This is a genomic window from Izhakiella capsodis (assembly GCF_900115045.1).
In the GTDB taxonomy this organism is placed as follows: Bacteria; Pseudomonadota; Gammaproteobacteria; order Enterobacterales; family Enterobacteriaceae; genus Izhakiella; species Izhakiella capsodis.
Map to the genome: position 1 here is coordinate 228,297 of NZ_FOVC01000004.1, position 16,862 is coordinate 245,158.

A 16,862-nucleotide genomic window follows, 5' to 3' on the forward strand; every position below is an offset into this window, starting at 1 on the left:
CGTAGTATGACAGCACCATCTGCCTTTTGCCGCGAAATTATGCGATTTTTACGAATTATTACCGGTGTAGCCTACGCGATTTCACTTAATGCTCAAGTTGTACAGGCTGCCTCAATTGAGAGCTATACGCAATATTTACCTGAAGGAGCAAGTCTGGCATTTCTGGCTCAAAAAGTAGGTTCTGACACACCATTACTGGATTACAACGATAAGCAGATGGCTCTACCCGCCAGTACGATGAAGATACTTACGGCACTGGCGGCACTGTTGCAGTTGGGGCCGAACTTTCGCTTCACCACCACGCTGGAGAGTCACGGCAGCGTTAGCGCTGGCACCTTAACGGGGGATCTGATTGCACGTTTCGACGGCGATCCTACCTTTTCCCGTCAGGATATGCGCAATATGATCGCTCAGCTTAAAAAACTGGGTATAACGCATATCGACGGAAATTTAGTGATTGATACCTCGGTGTTTGCCAGTCATGACAAAGCGCCCGGCTGGCCATGGAATGATATTTCGGAATGCTTTGATGCGCCACCCGCTGCTGCGATCGTTGACCGTAATTGCTTCTCGGTCGCGTTGCACAGCGCAGCCAAACCTGATGAGATCGCACACGTCACCGTGGCGTCTTATTATCCGGTAAGCGTGTTTAGCCAGGTTCGTACGCTGGGCCACAACTCTCCGGATGCGCAATACTGCGAACTGGATGTCGTCACGGGCGAATTAAATCGCTATACGCTGACAGGCTGCATGCCGCAGCGTGCGGAACCGTTGCCGCTATCCTTTTCCATTCAGGACGGGGCCGCATACGCAGGGCAGTTGCTGAAGGAAATGCTCTCTGAGGCAGGCATTGACTACAGTGGGCACTTGATCAGACAAACGCAGGTCAACCAACCCGGCACGGTGCTGGCGCAAACACAATCAGCACCTCTGCATAATCTTCTGCACACCATGCTGAAGAAGTCGGATAACATGATTGCCGATACCGTTTTTCGCACTATTGGGCATAACTATTTTGGGGTTCCAGGCACCTGGAGAGCCGGATCTGATGCTGTTCGACGTATTCTCAAACAAAAGGCCGGCATTGATATGGGCAACAGCATTCAGGTCGATGGTTCGGGATTATCGCGCCACGATCTGCTTTCGCCGGAAACAATGATGCAAGCTCTACAATACATTGCACAGCATGATAAGCAGCTGGACTTCATTTCTATGCTGCCGCTAGCTGGTTACGACGGTACTTTACGCTATCGTGGCGGCCTGCATGAAGCGGGGGTTGATGGTAAGCTGTCGGCAAAAACAGGCTCACTATCAGGGGTGTATAACCTTGCTGGATACCTGACCACCGCAAGTGGTCAGCACGTCGCATTTGTTCAGCTTTTGTCGGGATATGCCGTTTCGCCTCAGGATCAGCGGCAGCGCCGGATCCCACTGATACGTTTTGAAAGCCACCTGTATCGCGATCTTTATTCAAAATACTAGCAATAATGGGAGCCGCTGGCTCCCATTTGTCTTAACGCTGATAAATAGTTTCTACACCTTCATCATCGTCTTCATTCCAGTCGTCGTTCCACTCATCGTCCTCGACTTCCTGGGCCGCTTCCAGCTGCTCACGATGGTAGTCGTCCCACATAAATTCAACTTTCTCAGCCGTCTGAGGCTCTTTCTCTTCAAGCTGCTTAGGATTCGCTACCAGGAAAGACATCACATCCCAGCACAAATCTTTTATACCGTTGTGGCTGGCGGCCGAAATAACATAATGCTTCTGCTGCCAACCTAAGGTCTCAGCAATAGCCTGGGCGCGCTCCTGCGCGTCTTGCGGATCGAGCAGATCAGCTTTGTTAAATACAAGCCAGCGTGGTTTCTGGAAAAGCTTGTCGCTGTATTTTTCCAGTTCACCAAGAATGGTCCGCGCGTTCTCAACCGGATCAGATTCATCGATCGGCGCCAAATCAATCAGGTGCAACAATACGCGGCAACGCTCCAGATGTTTTAGAAAACGGATACCCAGGCCGGCCCCATCGGAAGCGCCTTCAATCAGGCCGGGGATATCGGCCACGACAAAGCTCTTTTCGCTGTCCATGCGCACTACACCCAGGCTTGGAACTAAAGTCGTAAAGGGATAATCAGCAACCTTTGGCTTAGCAGCAGACACCGCGCGGATAAACGTTGATTTACCGGCATTCGGTAATCCCAGCATCCCTACATCGGCTAACAGCATTAACTCCAGCTGCAGATCGCGCTGCTCGCCTGGGGTACCCATCGTTTTCTGACGCGGCGTACGGTTAACAGACGATTTAAAACGGGTATTCCCCAGACCGTGCCATCCCCCCTTCGCTACCATCAAACGCTGATTGTGACGCATCATATCGCCCAGAGTTTCACCCGTCCCCTGATCGATAATACGCGTTCCTACCGGAACCTTGACGGTAACGTCTTTACCGCGCTTACCGGTACAATCACGACTCTGACCGTTATGACCACGCTCGGCGCGAAAGGCTTTTTCGAATCGATAATCGATTAGGGTATTGAGGTTTTCATCAGCTTCAATGTAAACGTCACCGCCGTCACCGCCATCTCCGCCATCCGGTCCACCTTTAGGAATATACTTTTCCCGACGGAAGCTAACGCAACCATTTCCGCCATCACCGGCAGCCACCAGGATAGTGGCTTCATCAACAAACTTCATCTTACTTCTCCGTCTATCATTCGCCCGATGTCAGGCGCGGAAAATCCGCGTCTGTCATCCGGGAAGACACCATGCGGACTCAAAACAGCGATAACGCAAACTGCGTATAAAGTATACAACACCCTTACCGTGCATCGCTAACGTCGGTCTGGCGCAGAATGTAAAAAAGCCCCGCCATCTTGAGCGGGGCTTTCTGAATCATCGTTACACAGTGTTAATAGCTGTGCGGCGCGATAACCATTACTCAGCTACGATGCTGACGTACTTACGGTTGTTCGGGCCTTTAACTTCAAATTTGACTTTACCATTTTCGGTCGCAAAGAGCGTGTGGTCACGACCACAGCCAACGTTAGTTCCCGCATGGAATTTAGTGCCACGTTGGCGAACGATGATGTTACCAGCCAGAACGCTTTCGCCACCAAAACGTTTTACGCCGAGGCGTTTTGCATTTGAGTCGCGACCGTTACGAGTGGAGCCGCCAGCCTTTTTGTGTGCCATTTGTCAGATCTCCTGTTAGGCGCTGATGCCAGTGATCTTCACATCAGTGAACCACTGACGGTGACCCTGCTGCTTACGGTAGTGCTTGCGACGACGAAACTTAACGATTTTAACTTTTTCGCCGCGACCATGAGCAACAACTTCTGCTTTAATCACACCACCTGAAACTAAAGGCGCGCCAATTGTCACGTCTTCACCATTGGCAATCATCAGAACCTGGTCGAACTCAATAGTTTCGCCGGTTGCGATGTCCAGCTTTTCCAGGCGAATGGTCTGACCTTCGCTTACTCGGTGTTGTTTACCACCACTTTGGAAAACCGCGTACATATCAAACTCCGCTTACGCGCTTGCCGTCTTATATTTCAGGCCGCGCAATAAATTATTCACAATAGGGCGCGAATTCTACGCAAGTTTCTTGATTAAGACAAGTGTCAGTTCGCGACTATTGCAGAAAAAAAGCGCAGCACGATTAGGTGAGTTTCAACCGCTCAATTTTCAAGTACACTCTTGGATATATCCATCGTCATGTCGGGCATATACGCCCGGAGATAAACAGGGCACAGCCACGGTAAGCCGGCACTTATCCTGGCAGTAAAATGAGTAACAACTGAACAGACTGATGAACTTAGAACAAATAAATAAACTCACCGCACAAGACATGGCGGATGTAAATGCAATCATAATGGAACAATTGAATTCCGACGTGTCGTTGATCAATCAATTGGGCTACTACATCGTCAGCGGCGGCGGTAAGCGCATCCGCCCTATGATTGCTATTCTCTCGGCACGAGCCCTCGATTACAGCGAACAACAACATACCACCGTGGCAGCACTCATCGAATTTATCCACACGGCAACCTTGTTGCACGATGATGTGGTTGATGAATCAGACATGCGACGCGGCAAAGCCACAGCAAATGCTGCTTTCGGCAACGCGGCAAGCGTGCTGGTAGGTGATTTCATTTATACCCGCGCTTTTCAGATGATGACAGGCATCGGCTCCTTACGCGTGCTGGCGCTTATGTCTGAAGCGGTGAATGTGATCGCTGAAGGGGAAGTAATGCAGCTGATGAACTGTAATAACCCGGACATTACTGAAGAAAGTTACATGCAGGTCATTTATAGTAAAACCGCCCGCCTGTTTGAAGCAGCTGCCCAAGCCTCAGCCATTCTCGCTGGCGCAACGCCTGAACAAGAGAAAGCGTTACAGGATTATGGGCGCTTTATCGGTACCGCTTTTCAGCTAATCGACGATTTACTGGACTACAGCGCGGATGGAAAGACACTCGGCAAAAACGCCGGCGACGACCTTAGCGAAGGCAAACCTACACTGCCGCTATTGCATGCTATGCAGCATGGCTCGCCGGATCAGACGGCGATGATTCGTGGTGCAATAGAGCAAGGGAACGGGCGACATCTGCTCAAACCAGTGCTGGAAGCGATGCACCAGTGCGGTTCCCTGGAATGGACGCGCCAGCGTGCCGAACAGGAAGCCGATAAAGCAATTATCGCGCTTAAGGTTCTGCCTGAATCGCCGTGGCGAAGCGCGCTTGAAGGATTAGCTCATATGTCCGTAGAGCGTGAATTTTGAATAATTAAATTGCGGCGACACCTTCTTCCCGATTGCTCTCCGATCAAGCCAGTTTTTTGTCAGACAGGATGTGAGCGCCGCTCATCGTAAAGTCTCTGAGGCGCGCCTTCGCAAGCAGGAAACGTCAGCGCCTCCACTCTTTCGTTGCCGTAAGTTAATACCAGGAAGCGGTCAGGATAATTTCCTTCTGTGTTACTTTCTTAGCAGCAGTTGACACATATGCACATCAGGATGATAAGCATAGCGATTGATTTGCGGCATGCGCAGAAAGACCAGCCCGATAAACCTCAACAGTAGCCTACTACCCTGCACAACAACGCGAACGTCACTCAGCGCTTTAAGGGCCGGAAGAAAATATTAATAAAAAATCAATTAATTAGATAATTATCTTCTATCCCTGCGTTATTATTTTCTTTGATCAATCAAGAGCGCCCCCTGAAAACGTTAGGACGGCAGGCTTCAACGGATAGTCAATAACGTTGCAGCGTCTAAGAATGCGTCTGAACCTGGTGAATGCACGACCCGAATGGATCATCGAAAACGATTATCTTAGCGAACGGCCGTTTTATAGCCGCGCGCTGCTGGCGCAAGCCGCCCTCCAACGCAAACATTATCTATGACCGATGCGGTCTATCCCCGTGCAACGTTACAACACGATATGCGGTTTCGGACGCAAAAACGGAAATTTTTATGAAAGCTCCATAAAAACAGACTTTATTTTTTGTTATAACGCTATTTGATAATTAAAAATGTTAAAGTAAAAAATCAATAACCTTATTTATCATGCAATTAGATTAATAATTAACATGAACAGGTAATAGCAAGGAATTTCCAGTAAACATTAAGGGAGGCTTATGGAATCGCTAAAAAATGACTGGCATTCAGCAGATATTATTGCGGCTTTACGTAAAAGAAAAACGTCACTGGCCGCGCTTTCCCGCGCTTCAGGCCTCAGCTCTTCAACACTGGCAAATGCCCTATGCCGTCCTTGGCCCAAAGGAGAATGGATCATAGCCAAGGCGCTCAATGTTCATCCGGCAGAAATATGGCCCAGCCGCTATTACGATCCAGACACACATGAGCTGCTCGATCGCAAGCGGCTGATTCGATCTGAAAAAACAGGCGAAAATGACATCAACACCCGGCAGCGCTAAAAAAAAGGACGACCTGAGTCGTCCTTTTTTCCACCGACAGGAAACGTCAGAGTACCTCTTCTCCGTCGATCCTTTTGATATCAGCGCCAAGTTCACGCAGCTTATCTTCGATGCGATCATAGCCACGATCGATATGATAAATGCGATCGACCAGCGTAGTACCTTCAGCAATGCAGCCCGCCAGCACCAGACTGGCTGATGCACGCAAGTCAGTAGCCATCACCTGTGCTCCGGAAAGCTTTGCTACGCCGTGGCAGATTGCGGTGTTACTTTCAATTTCAGCATGCGCGCCCATTCGAATAAGCTCGGGCAGATGCATAAAGCGATTTTCAAAAATAGTTTCGGTAATCACCCCGGTGCCTACCGCCACCAGATTTAACAGGGTAAACTGCGCCTGCATATCCGTTGGGAAACCTGGGTGGGGTGCAGTGCGCACGTTAACGGCCTTAGGCCGCTTTCCGCGCATGTCCAGAGAAATCCAGTCTTCACCCACTTCAATCTCAGCGCCAGCTTCCCGTAGTTTCGCCAGAACAGCATCCAGCGTATCAGGTCGCGTATTGCGGCATGTCACTTTACCACCGGAAACCGCTCCCGCGACCAGGAAGGTTCCAGTTTCAATGCGATCGGGCAATACGCGATAAACGCCGCCACCCAGCCTTTCCACACCCTCGATGGTGATACGATCGGTTCCCATACCACTGATCTTTGCACCAAGAGTGTTGAGAAAGTTAGCTGTATCAACAATTTCAGGCTCGCGAGCGGCGTTTTCAATAATAGTGGTACCTGTAGCAAGGGTAGCAGCCGACATAATTGTCACCGTCGCGCCGACACTCACTTTATCCATAACGATATGCGCCCCTTTCAGACGCCCGTTAACCGATGCTTTAACGTAGCCCTCCTCCAGTTTAATTTCCGCCCCCAGCTGCTCAAGGCCAGTAATATGCAAATCAACCGGGCGAGCACCAATCGCGCAGCCTCCAGGTAAAGAAACCTGCCCCTGCCCGAAACGGGCTATCAGTGGACCAAGCGCCCAGATGGAGGCCCGCATGGTTTTTACCAATTCATAAGGCGCACAAAAAATATTGATCTGGCTGGCATCGACATGCACCGAGCCATTACGTTTTACCTGCGCCCCAAGCTGACTGAGCAGCTTCATCGTGGTATCAATATCCCTCAGTTTCGGGACATTCTGGATTTCAACTGGCTCTTCAGCCAACAGAGCAGCGAACAGGATCGGCAGCGCAGCATTTTTCGCTCCGGAAATCGTTACTTCACCATTCAGCCGTGTTGGCCCCTGCACACGAAATTTATCCATTGCTACAGCTCTCAATTTACCAAAATAAGCATTTGCTGACCGCAGGCGAGCTGAGGTCAGACAAATCTATTAAAAACCGTTCAGTTTACGGTCTCGCGCCCATTCAGCTGGCGTGTACGTTCTGATGGAAACCGCATGAATGCGGTTATCCGCAATGTACTCCATCAGGGGCGCGTAGACCGCCTGCTGTTTCTTTACCCGACTCAGATCGGCAAAAACTTCACCGACAGCGATCACCTGAAAGTGACTGCCATCGCCTGAAACGTGAACCTCATCTAAAGGCAGCGCGCTTAAAAGCACGGATTGTATTTCGCTATTTTCCATGACCGTTCTGACGTTGATTGATGATAACAGCCTCACATAGTAGAGGAGTTTGCCTTTATCTTAAACAAGCAGAAAGCCCCGGTCTGCACAGGGGCTTTCTGTAATATGCGGTAGCGATACACGGCTAGTCGCCAGGCACCAGCTGCTGTAAATTATATAAAGAGATAAGCGATTGTAACCTGTCGGTTATGCCCATTATCTGTAACGTTTGGCCTTGCTTAATCGCCTCTTCTCGGAGATGAACCAACAGCGCCAGTCCAGCAGTATCCACCTGCTCAAGGCCGCTGACATCCAGCAGGCTAACGCCTTTTATCAGCTCATCACGCTGCGGCCATAGTGGCAATAACGTCTCGTGATTCAGCCGGCCGTTCAACGCCAGGCGCCCATCCACGCAGCGCCAGGTGAGCTGCTGACTCATCGCTGGTTATCCAGCGTTATTGGCTGAGCGGCATAAGACTCCAGACGTTTGGTCAGTGCATCGATACCCTGAGTGCGCAGGATATCACTCCACTCATTTTGCTTAGTAGTGATCATACTTACACCTTCAACAATCATATCGAATGCTTGCCAGCCGCCGGTAACGCTATTCTTACGCCACTGGAAATCGAGCCTTACTGGCGGTCGGCCATTCGGATCTAAAATCGTGACGCGGATAGCGATAATAGTGGCATTATCAAGGGGCTGCTCAGGCGCTACCTTATAGCGTTGACCGTGGTAGAGCGCAAGCGCCTGACCATATGCCTGAGCCAGATAATCGCCGAAGGCTTTAAAATAGGCCTCACGTTGGGCAGGGGTTGCCTGTTGATAATAACGCCCCAGAACCAGCGCGCCGGCATATTTTATCTGCACGTAAGGCAGTAGTTCCTGGCGGACTATCTGACGCAGGTAGTTAGGGTCTTGTTTGATTTTCGCCTGCTCAGTTTTTAAACGACTAAAGGTTTTTGCTGCAGCCTGGTCCATCAGCTTATAGGGGTTACTTTGGTCAAGCGCCGCGTTGGCGGTCAACGGCGCGATCGCCAGCAGTGCAATCATCATTAAACGTTTAAACATACCAATCCTCATTTAGTCTGTGTAGGTGCAGAGAGTTCAGGCGGAGTGCCATCCTGCACCGGGTGCTGACCTTTGTTTTCACTTTCATCGTGGCTCTTATACAGGAACTGTCCGATGAGATCCTCCAACGCCAGCGCCGACTTCGTATCCTGAAGGGTACTGCCATCTTTCAACATAGCCGTTCCCATTTCCGGATCGGAAAAACCAACATTTAAAGCCAAAAACTGCTCGCCAAGTAGGCCCTGCGTGCGCACGGCCAGCGAACTGGTATTCGGTAGCTGATTATATTTATCCTCAATCGCCATAGTAACACGTGGCAGATACGTTTTAGGATCGAGCGAAATATCAGTAACTCGCCCGATCACCACGCCACCAATTTTCACCGGCGAACCGGTTTTCAGGCCACCGATATTGTCAAAATTCGCGTAAAGACGCCATGTGGGTTCATTGCCCAGCGATTTTATACCCGCAACGCGCAGGCACAGAAAAATGGCCGCACAAAGTGCCAGAAGTAAAAAAGCACCGACCCAAATTTCACTTTTCTTAGTTTGCATAGCATCAGTTCCCAAACATCAGTGCCGTCAGCACAAAATCCAGCCCCAGTACCGCTAACGATGCGTGTACTACGGTACGAGTCGTCGCCCGGCTAATCCCTTCCGAAGTCGGAATGGCATTATAGCCATTAAACAAGGCTATCCAGGTCACGGTAATGGCGAATACTGCGCTCTTAATAACGCAGTTCACAATATCTTTTCGCAAGTCGACGGCGTTCTGCATTGTCGTCCAAAAAAAGCCGCTATCAATGCCTTTCCAGCTAACACCAACAAGCGCGCCACCTAATATGCCTACGGCGACAAAAATCACCGTTAGCAGCGGCATGCTAATAAAGCCGGCCCAGAAACGCGGGGAAACCACACGCCGTAGCGGATCGACCGCCATCATTTCCATACTGGAAAGCTGCTCTGTGGCTTTCATCAAGCCGATTTCGGCCGTCAAGGCTGATCCCGCACGGCCGGCAAATAGCAGCGCGGTGACCACCGGCCCCAGCTCACGTAGCAGCGATAGGGCCACCAGCATTCCGAGACTGGTTTCTGCGCTATAGGTGGTCAGTACCAGATAGCCTTGCAGCCCAATCACCATGCCGATAAACAAACCCGATACAACGATAATAAGCAACGACAGCACCCCCACGCTATAAAGCTGCTTTACAAGCAGGGATCCGTGCTTACGAAACTCAGGCCGTCCGATTAGTGCATGGAACAGCATGATTCCGGCGCGGCCAAAAGATGCGCACGTTTGAATGCCGCGTCGTCCTAGCGAGGCCAGTAAACGAACTAACATTGTCAGATTAACTCCCTGATCCGATTAAATCCGCCAGATATTCACCTGCCGGAAAACGAAAAGGCACCGGCCCGTCAGCAATACCGTCTATAAACTGCCTGACGCGGCTATCCGAATTTTGTTTTAGTTGTTCAGCAGTTCCCTGGGCTATTACCTTCTGGCCAGCGATAATGTAGGCATAATCAGCAATGCTCAGCACTTCCGGCACGTCATGGGAAACCACAATACAGGTGACACCCAGAGCATGGTTGAGTTCATCAATCAGCTTAACCAACACGCCCATTGTGATCGGATCCTGCCCGACAAAAGGCTCATCAAACATAATCAGATCTGGCTCAAGCGCGATGGCTCGCGCTAACGCGACACGCCGAGCCATACCGCCAGAAAGCTCGGACGGCATCAGCCGCGCCGCACCACGCAGACCGACCGCTTCCAGCTTCATCATGACCGTTGTGTGCAGCAGCGGCTCGGGCAACCGGGTATGTTCGCGCAATGGCCAGGCAACATTATCGAAAACGGAGAGATCGGTAAACAGTGCGCCAGACTGGAACAACATGCTCATTTTCTTTCTGACGGCGTAAAGGTGTGAGCGAGACAAGGCCGGAATATTATCGCCTTGGAACAAGATCTCGCCTTTATCGGGTTGCAGCTGCCCGCCGATAAGCCTGAGCAGGGTCGTTTTGCCAATCCCTGATGGCCCCATAATTGCCGTCACTTTACCTTCAGGCACCACCAAAGATACATCGTCAAAGATGATGCGGTCGCCGCGACTGAAAGTAACGCCGCGGACTTCAACCAGATTTGCTGGCATCTGCTCCATTATGACCTCTGCTAAACGGGTAAGAGTAATCCACGTAGATGGTAACCCATTAAATTCTGAAGAAGTGACTTTTACAGAAACTTACCGCGTAAAGACCACAGATCCTCGCATAAGTTTTACTTTTTCTTTTCACAGCGTCAGAATCACATCCATTATTATAAGCTTGCCTGCCATCGTCTATATAAAACGATAATGGTTTCGCAAAAAGGATCCTTCATGCTTGTTGCTACCACCCTTCTGGTAATCGGTTTGGTGCTGTTGGCCTATGGTGCAGACCGCCTGGTTTTCAGCGCATCGATCCTTTGTCGCTCTCTGGGGATACCTCCGCTGATTATCGGTATGACGGTCGTTGGAATTGGAACATCGTTACCTGAATTCATTGTTTCACTGTCGGCGGCGAATCATGGCCAGCTTGACATGTCTGTGGGTACAGCGTTGGGATCAAACATTATTAACATTCTGCTGATTCTCGGCGGCGCGGCGCTGATCCATCCTCTTACCGTACAATCCAACCTGATCAGACGCGAAATACCGCTGATGCTGCTGGTTACCTTACTCAGTGGTTTTTTGCTGTTTGATAATGAGCTAAGCCGGGTGGATGGTCTGCTATTAATCATCATGGCATTAGCCTATTTGCTGGTGGTTATCCATATTGCAAAACGCGCCGCCCACAACAACAGCGATACGCTGCCCCGCGAGCAACTGGCGGAACTCCCTCTTGGGGATACCAGCAACACGGTGGCATTTCTCTGGCTTGCGGTAGCGCTAATTATGCTCCCGGTTGCCACAAATATGGTTATTGATAACGCAACGGTTGTTGCCGATTATCTCGGTGTCAGCGAGCTAATCATCGGCCTGACGATAATTTCGGTCGGTACCAGCCTGCCTGAACTGGCTACAGTGATTGCCGGTGCGCTGAAAGGCGAAGACGACATTGCTATTGGCAATCTTATTGGTTCTAACATTTATAATATTGCTATTGTACTTGGCGTGCCGACTTTACTGCACCCAGGCAGTATTGACAGCGATGCCTTTGACCGTGATTACTGGATTATGCTCGGCGTTAGCGCAGTGTTTACGCTGATTTGTCTGCAGCGCCGCCGACGTATCGGCCGAGTAACGGGATCTCTGTTACTTTGTAGTTTTCTCCTCTGGGTAGTGCTGCTTTACTTTTCCCCCTCACAGAGCTTCTGGTAAGGACTAAATTATGCCCTACAGCGAACTTGAACCTGGTTTTGACTTTCAACAGGCTGGCAAAGAGGTTCTGCGCATTGAGCGCGAGGGCCTTGAGCAGTTGGATAATTACATTAATGACGATTTCAGTCGCGCCTGCGAAAAGATATTTTACTGCCACGGAAAAATCGTTGTGATGGGCATAGGGAAGTCGGGTCATATCGGAAAAAAAATAGCGGCAACTTTCGCCAGCACCGGTTCTCCGGCTTTTTTCGTCCACCCTGCAGAGGCTAGTCATGGCGATTTGGGAATGGTCTCGCCAGGCGATGTGGTCATTGCTATTTCTAACTCCGGCGAGTCAGCGGAAATCCTCGCCCTGATTCCTGTGCTAAAGCGCCTGAGAGTCGCACTGATTTGTATCACCAGCCGCCCGGAAAGCAGTATGGGAACCGCCGCGGACATTCATCTGTGTGTGAAAGTGCCTCAGGAGGCCTGCCCGCTAGGATTAGCACCAACGAGCAGTACCACAGCGGCATTGGTGATGGGCGATGCGCTGGCGGTCGCACTGCTCAGAGCGCGGGGCTTTACCGCAGAGGATTTCGCGCTTTCCCATCCTGGCGGCGCACTCGGACGTAAGCTATTGTTGCGCGTCGATGATATCATGCACACCGGAGATGAGATTCCTCACGTCAGCCGTGATGCCTGCCTTCGTGATGCTCTGTTGGAAATTACCCGTAAGCACCTCGGAATGACGGTTATCTGTGATGATTTAATGCAGATTGAAGGTATATTTACCGATGGCGATCTGCGCCGCGTGCTGGATATGGGTGTCGACTTTCAACAGATCCGTATCGACGAAGTGATGACCCCAGGAGGCGTTCGGGTGAGACCAGCAATTCTGGCGGTCGATGCGCTGAATATTATGCAAAATAAAAATATTACCGCGGTGCTGGTTGCCGATGGCGATCTGCTGCTGGGCGTTATTCATATGCACGACCTGCTTCGTGCGGGCGTAGTATAGGCTGATAAAAGAGATATCAAGAAAAATGGTCATGGTTGAAACCTGTTACGGCCCGGTCAATAGCGCTGTGCTGCAAAAAGCCCGTTTAATCAAGCTATTGATTTGCGACGTTGACGGCGTTATGTCCGATGGCATGATCTACTTGGGCAACAGCGGTGAGGAGTTAAAAGCGTTTAATGTACGCGATGGTTATGGCGTGCGTTGTTTGCTGACCTCGGGCGTCGAAGTCGCTATTATTACCGGCCGCAAAGCAAAATTGCTGGAAGACCGTTGTACCACTCTGGGAATTACACATCTTTACCAGGGCCAATCCGATAAGCTTTTGGCCTTCGCTGAACTTGTGGATAAACTGTCGTTGGCACCTGAGCAAATCGCCTATATCGGTGATGACCTGATAGACTGGCCAGTTATGGCACGGGTTGGACTGAGCGTTGTTGTTGCCGACGGACATCCGGCCTTGCTGCCACGAGCAGACTACGTCACACAAATTAAAGGCGGACGCGGCGCGGTACGTGAAATTTGCGACCTGATTTTAATCGCACAGGATAAGTTTGATGAGGCCAAAGGGCAGTCAGTATGAGTAAATTTAAGCGCTGGATAACGCTCATTCTGGCTTTGATCGCCCTGATTATGATCGGCTGGAATATGGCCGATAACAGCAGTGAAACTGAAAATCTGAACAGCGGGGACAATAACGATCCTACTTATACCAGCGAGCACTCAGATACGGTGGTATACAGCCCGGACGGCTCACTAAATTACCAGCTGATATCAGATAAGGTAGCTTATTTCACCCAACATGAAGTCAGCTGGTTCGATAAGCCAGTCATGACGACATACGATACAAACAAAGTGCCGATCTGGTCTATCCGGGCAGATAAAGCCCGCCTGACCCACGATCGCATGCTTTATCTATACGGCCATGTAGAGATGAAAAGCCTGACCAGCACCTCGCAGCTACAGCGAATTGTTACAGATAATGCAGTGATCAATCTGACAACACTGGACGTAACCTCAGTTGATAAAGTCACGCTTTATGGCACCAACTTTAACTCAACCGGCATGCAGATGCGCGGTAATTTACGGAAGAAAACGGCCCAGCTGATTGAAAAGGTCCAAACGTCTTATGAAATCCAAAACCAAAAACAGCATTAAGTTACTTCTGGCCGGCTCCATATTGGCTACTGCACTACCCGCTCTGGCGCTCACCGGAGATACGGATAAGCCGGTTCACATCGTTTCGAAAAACCAGTCTCTGGATATGCAGGGCAACGTGGCAACTTTTACTGGCAACGTCATCGCTACGCAGGGGTCAATTAAAATAACCGCAGATAGAGTTGTCGTTAACCGCCCTGGTGGCGACAGTAAAAAAACGGTTATTGACGCCTATGGTAATCCAGCCACTTTTTATCAAATGCAGGACAATGGTAAGCCGGTTCAAGGTCATGCCTCTAAACTTCACTATGAACTGGCCAATGATTTTGTTGAGCTTACCGGCAACGCATTTTTGCAGCAGCAAGACAGCAGTGTAAATGGCGACCGCATCACTTATCTGGTGAAGCAACAAAAAATGCAGGCATTCAGCAACACGGGTAAACGCGTAACGACAGTTCTGGTTCCGTCCCAGTTGCAGAATAAAAACAGCAACGTTCAGGTCAAAAAGAGTAACTAACGCTATATGGCAACCTTAATTGCAGAGAACCTGGCGAAAGCTTACAAAGGCCGCCAGGTTGTCAAAGATGTCAGTCTGACGGTAAACTCAGGCGAAATCGTCGGTTTACTCGGGCCGAATGGTGCTGGAAAAACGACCACGTTTTATATGGTGGTCGGTATTGTGCCGCGCGATGCCGGTCGAATTGTCATTGACGATAATGATATCAGTGTTCTTCCGCTTCATGCCCGCGCTCGACGGGGCATAGGCTATCTACCGCAAGAAGCGTCAATTTTCCGCCGTCTGACGGTTTACGACAACCTGATGGCGGTGCTGCAAATTCGTGAAGATCTTACCGCTGAACAGCGCGAAGATCGCGCCAATGACCTGATGGAAGAGTTCCATATAGAGCATCTGCGTAACAGCCTCGGTCAGTCTCTGTCAGGTGGAGAACGACGCCGGGTCGAAATTGCCCGGGCGCTGGCTGCCAACCCTAAATTTATACTCCTGGATGAACCCTTCGCCGGCGTTGACCCAATCTCAGTTATCGATATAAAAAAAATTATCGAACACCTGCGCGATAGTGGCCTCGGTGTACTGATTACCGACCATAACGTGCGTGAGACCCTGGCGGTTTGTGAACGTGCCTATATTGTCAGCCAGGGCCATATGATCGCCCACGGTACGCCAGAGGAAGTGCTGGCTAATGAGCAGGTGAAACGCGTTTATTTGGGTGACGAGTTCAGACTCTGATAAGGTGTTCAAAATGGGTCAGTATTACGGGGAGATGACATCCTGACTATGAAGCAAGGCTTGCAACTCCGCCTCAGTCAGCAGCTCGCCATGACACCGCAGCTACAGCAGGCTATTCGTTTGCTGCAGCTTTCCACGCTTGAACTTCAGCAGGAAATCCAGCTGGCGCTTGATAGTAATCCGCTTCTGGAACAAAGCGAAAGTAATGACGAGATCGACATTCACGCCGTTGCGGAGAATGACACCCTGGACACGCGTGAGGCTCTTGAACAAAAAGACATGCCGGAAGAGCTACCGCTGGACACAACTTGGGACGAAATTTACACCGCAGGAACATCTTCCAGCACCGGAGCTGACTATCACGATGAAGAGCTGCCTGTCTACCAGGGCGAAACCACGCTGACCCTGCAGGACTACTTGATGTGGCAGGTGGAGCTTACCCCTTTTTCCGATAATGATCGTGCGATCGCCACCTCCATTGTAGATGCTGTTGACGATACCGGTTATTTGACCGTATCGCTGGAAGATATACACGACAGCATTGGCGACAACGAGCTGATGATGGAAGAGATCGAGGCCGTGCTTAAGCGCATTCAGCGCTTTGATCCCGTAGGGGTTGCGGCACGCGACCTGCGTGACTGCCTGTTGGTACAACTGTCACAGTTTATTGCCGAAACACCCTGGCTAAATGAAGCGCGCATGGTGGTGAGTAATTATTTAGATCTGCTGGCAAACCATGACTTTCGGACTCTTATGCGGGTATCCCGTCTCAAAGAGGACGCCCTTAAAGGCGCAATGCGGCTCATTCAGTCGCTCGATCCACGTCCCGGGCAATCGGTCAATACCAGCGAACCGGAATACGTCATTCCTGATGTGCTAGTACGTAAAGTCCAGGATCACTGGTCGGTAGAGCTTAACGCCGATAGCATTCCCCGCCTCAAAATTAACCAACAATACGCCGCACTTGGCAGTCGTATCCGTAGCGATGCTGACAGTCAGTTTATTCGAAGCAATTTACAAGAAGCCCGCTGGCTGATCAAAAGCCTTGAGAGCCGCAACGAAACACTACTAAAAGTGTCTCGCTGTATCGTGGAACAACAGCAAGCGTTCTTCAATCAGGGCGAAGAGTATATGCGGCCAATGGTGCTGGCGGACATTGCCAGCGCAGTGGACATGCACGAGTCAACTATTTCTCGTGTTACCACACAAAAATATCTCCACAGTCCGCGAGGTATATTTGAACTTAAATACTTTTTCTCCAGTCATGTTAATACTGAAGGAGGCGGAGAAGCCTCTTCAACCGCTATCCGTGCGCTGGTAAAAAAACTCGTCTTAGCGGAGAACCCAGCTAAGCCCCTCAGCGACAGTAAGCTGACTACCCTGCTCTCGAAACAGGGCATTATGGTGGCACGGCGCACTGTAGCTAAATACCGTGAATCTTTATCCATCCCGCCCTCAAACCAGCGTAAGCGGCTTGTTTGA

The 16,862-nt window shown here is 50.4% G+C and carries 20 protein-coding genes; 10 read left to right on the top strand and 10 right to left on the bottom strand.

All coding sequences use genetic code 11. From position 1 onward, the window contains the following. Positions 1 to 39: 39 nt before the first annotated feature. Positions 40 to 1,482 (top strand): serine-type D-Ala-D-Ala carboxypeptidase, encoded by a 1,443-nt coding sequence (dacB, locus tag BM191_RS08480; protein ID WP_092877272.1) that lies wholly within the window; start codon positions 40 to 42, stop codon positions 1,480 to 1,482. A 31-nt stretch (positions 1,483 to 1,513) separates the two neighbouring features. Here the strand turns inward: dacB and cgtA are convergent, their stop codons facing one another. The 3 genes from cgtA to rplU form a co-directional block, all read right to left on the bottom strand. Then, on the bottom strand, positions 1,514 to 2,689 hold the full coding sequence (cgtA, locus tag BM191_RS08485) for an Obg family GTPase CgtA (RefSeq protein ID WP_092877098.1): 1,176 nt from the start codon (positions 2,687 to 2,689) through the stop codon (positions 1,514 to 1,516). A gap of 240 nt (positions 2,690 to 2,929) precedes the next feature. After that, positions 2,930 to 3,187 carry a 50S ribosomal protein L27 gene (gene rpmA, locus BM191_RS08490; RefSeq protein ID WP_078003462.1) on the bottom strand — a complete coding sequence of 86 codons (258 nt, stop codon included), beginning with the start codon at positions 3,185 to 3,187 and terminating at the stop codon, positions 2,930 to 2,932. A 15-nt stretch (positions 3,188 to 3,202) separates the two neighbouring features. Further along, a complete protein-coding gene (rplU, locus tag BM191_RS08495) occupies positions 3,203 to 3,514 on the bottom strand; it encodes a 50S ribosomal protein L21 (protein WP_092877100.1) in 312 nt (103 codons plus the stop codon). A 292-nt stretch (positions 3,515 to 3,806) separates the two neighbouring features. Between rplU and ispB the strand changes: the two genes are divergently transcribed. Then, positions 3,807 to 4,778 (top strand): octaprenyl diphosphate synthase, encoded by a 972-nt coding sequence (gene ispB, locus BM191_RS08500; RefSeq protein ID WP_092877102.1) that lies wholly within the window; start codon positions 3,807 to 3,809, stop codon positions 4,776 to 4,778. 854 nt (positions 4,779 to 5,632) lie between these two features. Beyond that, positions 5,633 to 5,932: a helix-turn-helix domain-containing protein gene (locus tag BM191_RS08505; RefSeq protein WP_092877104.1), complete on the top strand. Its 300-nt coding sequence runs from the start codon at positions 5,633 to 5,635 to the stop codon at positions 5,930 to 5,932. Between the two features lie 46 nt (positions 5,933 to 5,978). Here BM191_RS08505 and murA read toward each other — a convergent pair whose 3' ends face one another. The 7 genes from murA to mlaF all read right to left on the bottom strand — a co-directional run bounded on the left by murA (position 5,979) and on the right by mlaF (position 10,782). After that, complete coding sequence (gene murA, locus BM191_RS08510) at positions 5,979 to 7,247, bottom strand: UDP-N-acetylglucosamine 1-carboxyvinyltransferase (RefSeq protein ID WP_092877106.1); 1,269 nt, start codon at positions 7,245 to 7,247, stop codon at positions 5,979 to 5,981. 69 nt (positions 7,248 to 7,316) lie between these two features. After that, entirely contained in the window at positions 7,317 to 7,571 is a 255-nt protein-coding gene (gene ibaG / locus BM191_RS08515; RefSeq protein ID WP_092877108.1) for a BolA family iron metabolism protein IbaG, read from the bottom strand. A gap of 124 nt (positions 7,572 to 7,695) precedes the next feature. Beyond that, positions 7,696 to 7,989 carry a lipid asymmetry maintenance protein MlaB gene (gene mlaB / locus BM191_RS08520; RefSeq protein WP_092877110.1) on the bottom strand — a complete coding sequence of 98 codons (294 nt, stop codon included), beginning with the start codon at positions 7,987 to 7,989 and terminating at the stop codon, positions 7,696 to 7,698. Beyond that, positions 7,986 to 8,621, bottom strand: coding sequence for a phospholipid-binding protein MlaC (mlaC, locus tag BM191_RS08525; RefSeq protein WP_092877112.1), 636 nt, complete (start codon positions 8,619 to 8,621; stop codon positions 7,986 to 7,988). The genes mlaB and mlaC overlap by 4 nt, the downstream gene beginning before the upstream one ends. A gap of 8 nt (positions 8,622 to 8,629) precedes the next feature. Continuing rightward, positions 8,630 to 9,175 carry an outer membrane lipid asymmetry maintenance protein MlaD gene (mlaD, locus tag BM191_RS08530; RefSeq protein ID WP_092877274.1) on the bottom strand — a complete coding sequence of 182 codons (546 nt, stop codon included), beginning with the start codon at positions 9,173 to 9,175 and terminating at the stop codon, positions 8,630 to 8,632. A gap of 4 nt (positions 9,176 to 9,179) precedes the next feature. After that, a complete protein-coding gene (gene mlaE / locus BM191_RS08535) occupies positions 9,180 to 9,962 on the bottom strand; it encodes a lipid asymmetry maintenance ABC transporter permease subunit MlaE (RefSeq protein WP_092877114.1) in 783 nt (260 codons plus the stop codon). A gap of 7 nt (positions 9,963 to 9,969) precedes the next feature. After that, on the bottom strand, positions 9,970 to 10,782 hold the full coding sequence (gene mlaF / locus BM191_RS08540; RefSeq protein ID WP_092877116.1) for a phospholipid ABC transporter ATP-binding protein MlaF: 813 nt from the start codon (positions 10,780 to 10,782) through the stop codon (positions 9,970 to 9,972). Positions 10,783 to 10,998: 216 nt separating this feature from the next. Here mlaF and BM191_RS08545 point away from each other — a divergent pair, with 216 nt between their 5' ends. From BM191_RS08545 to rpoN, 7 genes are read left to right on the top strand one after another with little or no spacing between them, the layout of a single operon-like run. Further along, positions 10,999 to 11,979 (top strand): calcium/sodium antiporter, encoded by a 981-nt coding sequence (locus BM191_RS08545; protein WP_092877119.1) that lies wholly within the window; start codon positions 10,999 to 11,001, stop codon positions 11,977 to 11,979. Positions 11,980 to 11,989: 10 nt separating this feature from the next. Beyond that, positions 11,990 to 12,976: an arabinose-5-phosphate isomerase KdsD gene (gene kdsD / locus BM191_RS08550; RefSeq protein WP_092877121.1), complete on the top strand. Its 987-nt coding sequence runs from the start codon at positions 11,990 to 11,992 to the stop codon at positions 12,974 to 12,976. Between the two features lie 25 nt (positions 12,977 to 13,001). After that, positions 13,002 to 13,556 carry a 3-deoxy-manno-octulosonate-8-phosphatase KdsC gene (gene kdsC, locus BM191_RS08555; RefSeq protein WP_092877124.1) on the top strand — a complete coding sequence of 185 codons (555 nt, stop codon included), beginning with the start codon at positions 13,002 to 13,004 and terminating at the stop codon, positions 13,554 to 13,556. Further along, positions 13,553 to 14,131, top strand: coding sequence for an LPS export ABC transporter periplasmic protein LptC (gene lptC / locus BM191_RS08560; protein WP_092877126.1), 579 nt, complete (start codon positions 13,553 to 13,555; stop codon positions 14,129 to 14,131). Before kdsC ends, lptC begins: the two co-directional genes overlap by 4 nt. Beyond that, positions 14,103 to 14,648, top strand: a complete 546-nt coding sequence (lptA, locus tag BM191_RS08565) for a lipopolysaccharide ABC transporter substrate-binding protein LptA (RefSeq protein WP_092877128.1) — start codon at positions 14,103 to 14,105, stop codon at positions 14,646 to 14,648. Before lptC ends, lptA begins: the two co-directional genes overlap by 29 nt. A 6-nt stretch (positions 14,649 to 14,654) precedes the next feature. Then, positions 14,655 to 15,380: an LPS export ABC transporter ATP-binding protein gene (gene lptB / locus BM191_RS08570; protein WP_092877130.1), complete on the top strand. Its 726-nt coding sequence runs from the start codon at positions 14,655 to 14,657 to the stop codon at positions 15,378 to 15,380. Positions 15,381 to 15,428: 48 nt separating this feature from the next. Beyond that, a complete protein-coding gene (rpoN, locus tag BM191_RS08575) occupies positions 15,429 to 16,862 on the top strand; it encodes an RNA polymerase factor sigma-54 (RefSeq protein ID WP_092877132.1) in 1,434 nt (477 codons plus the stop codon).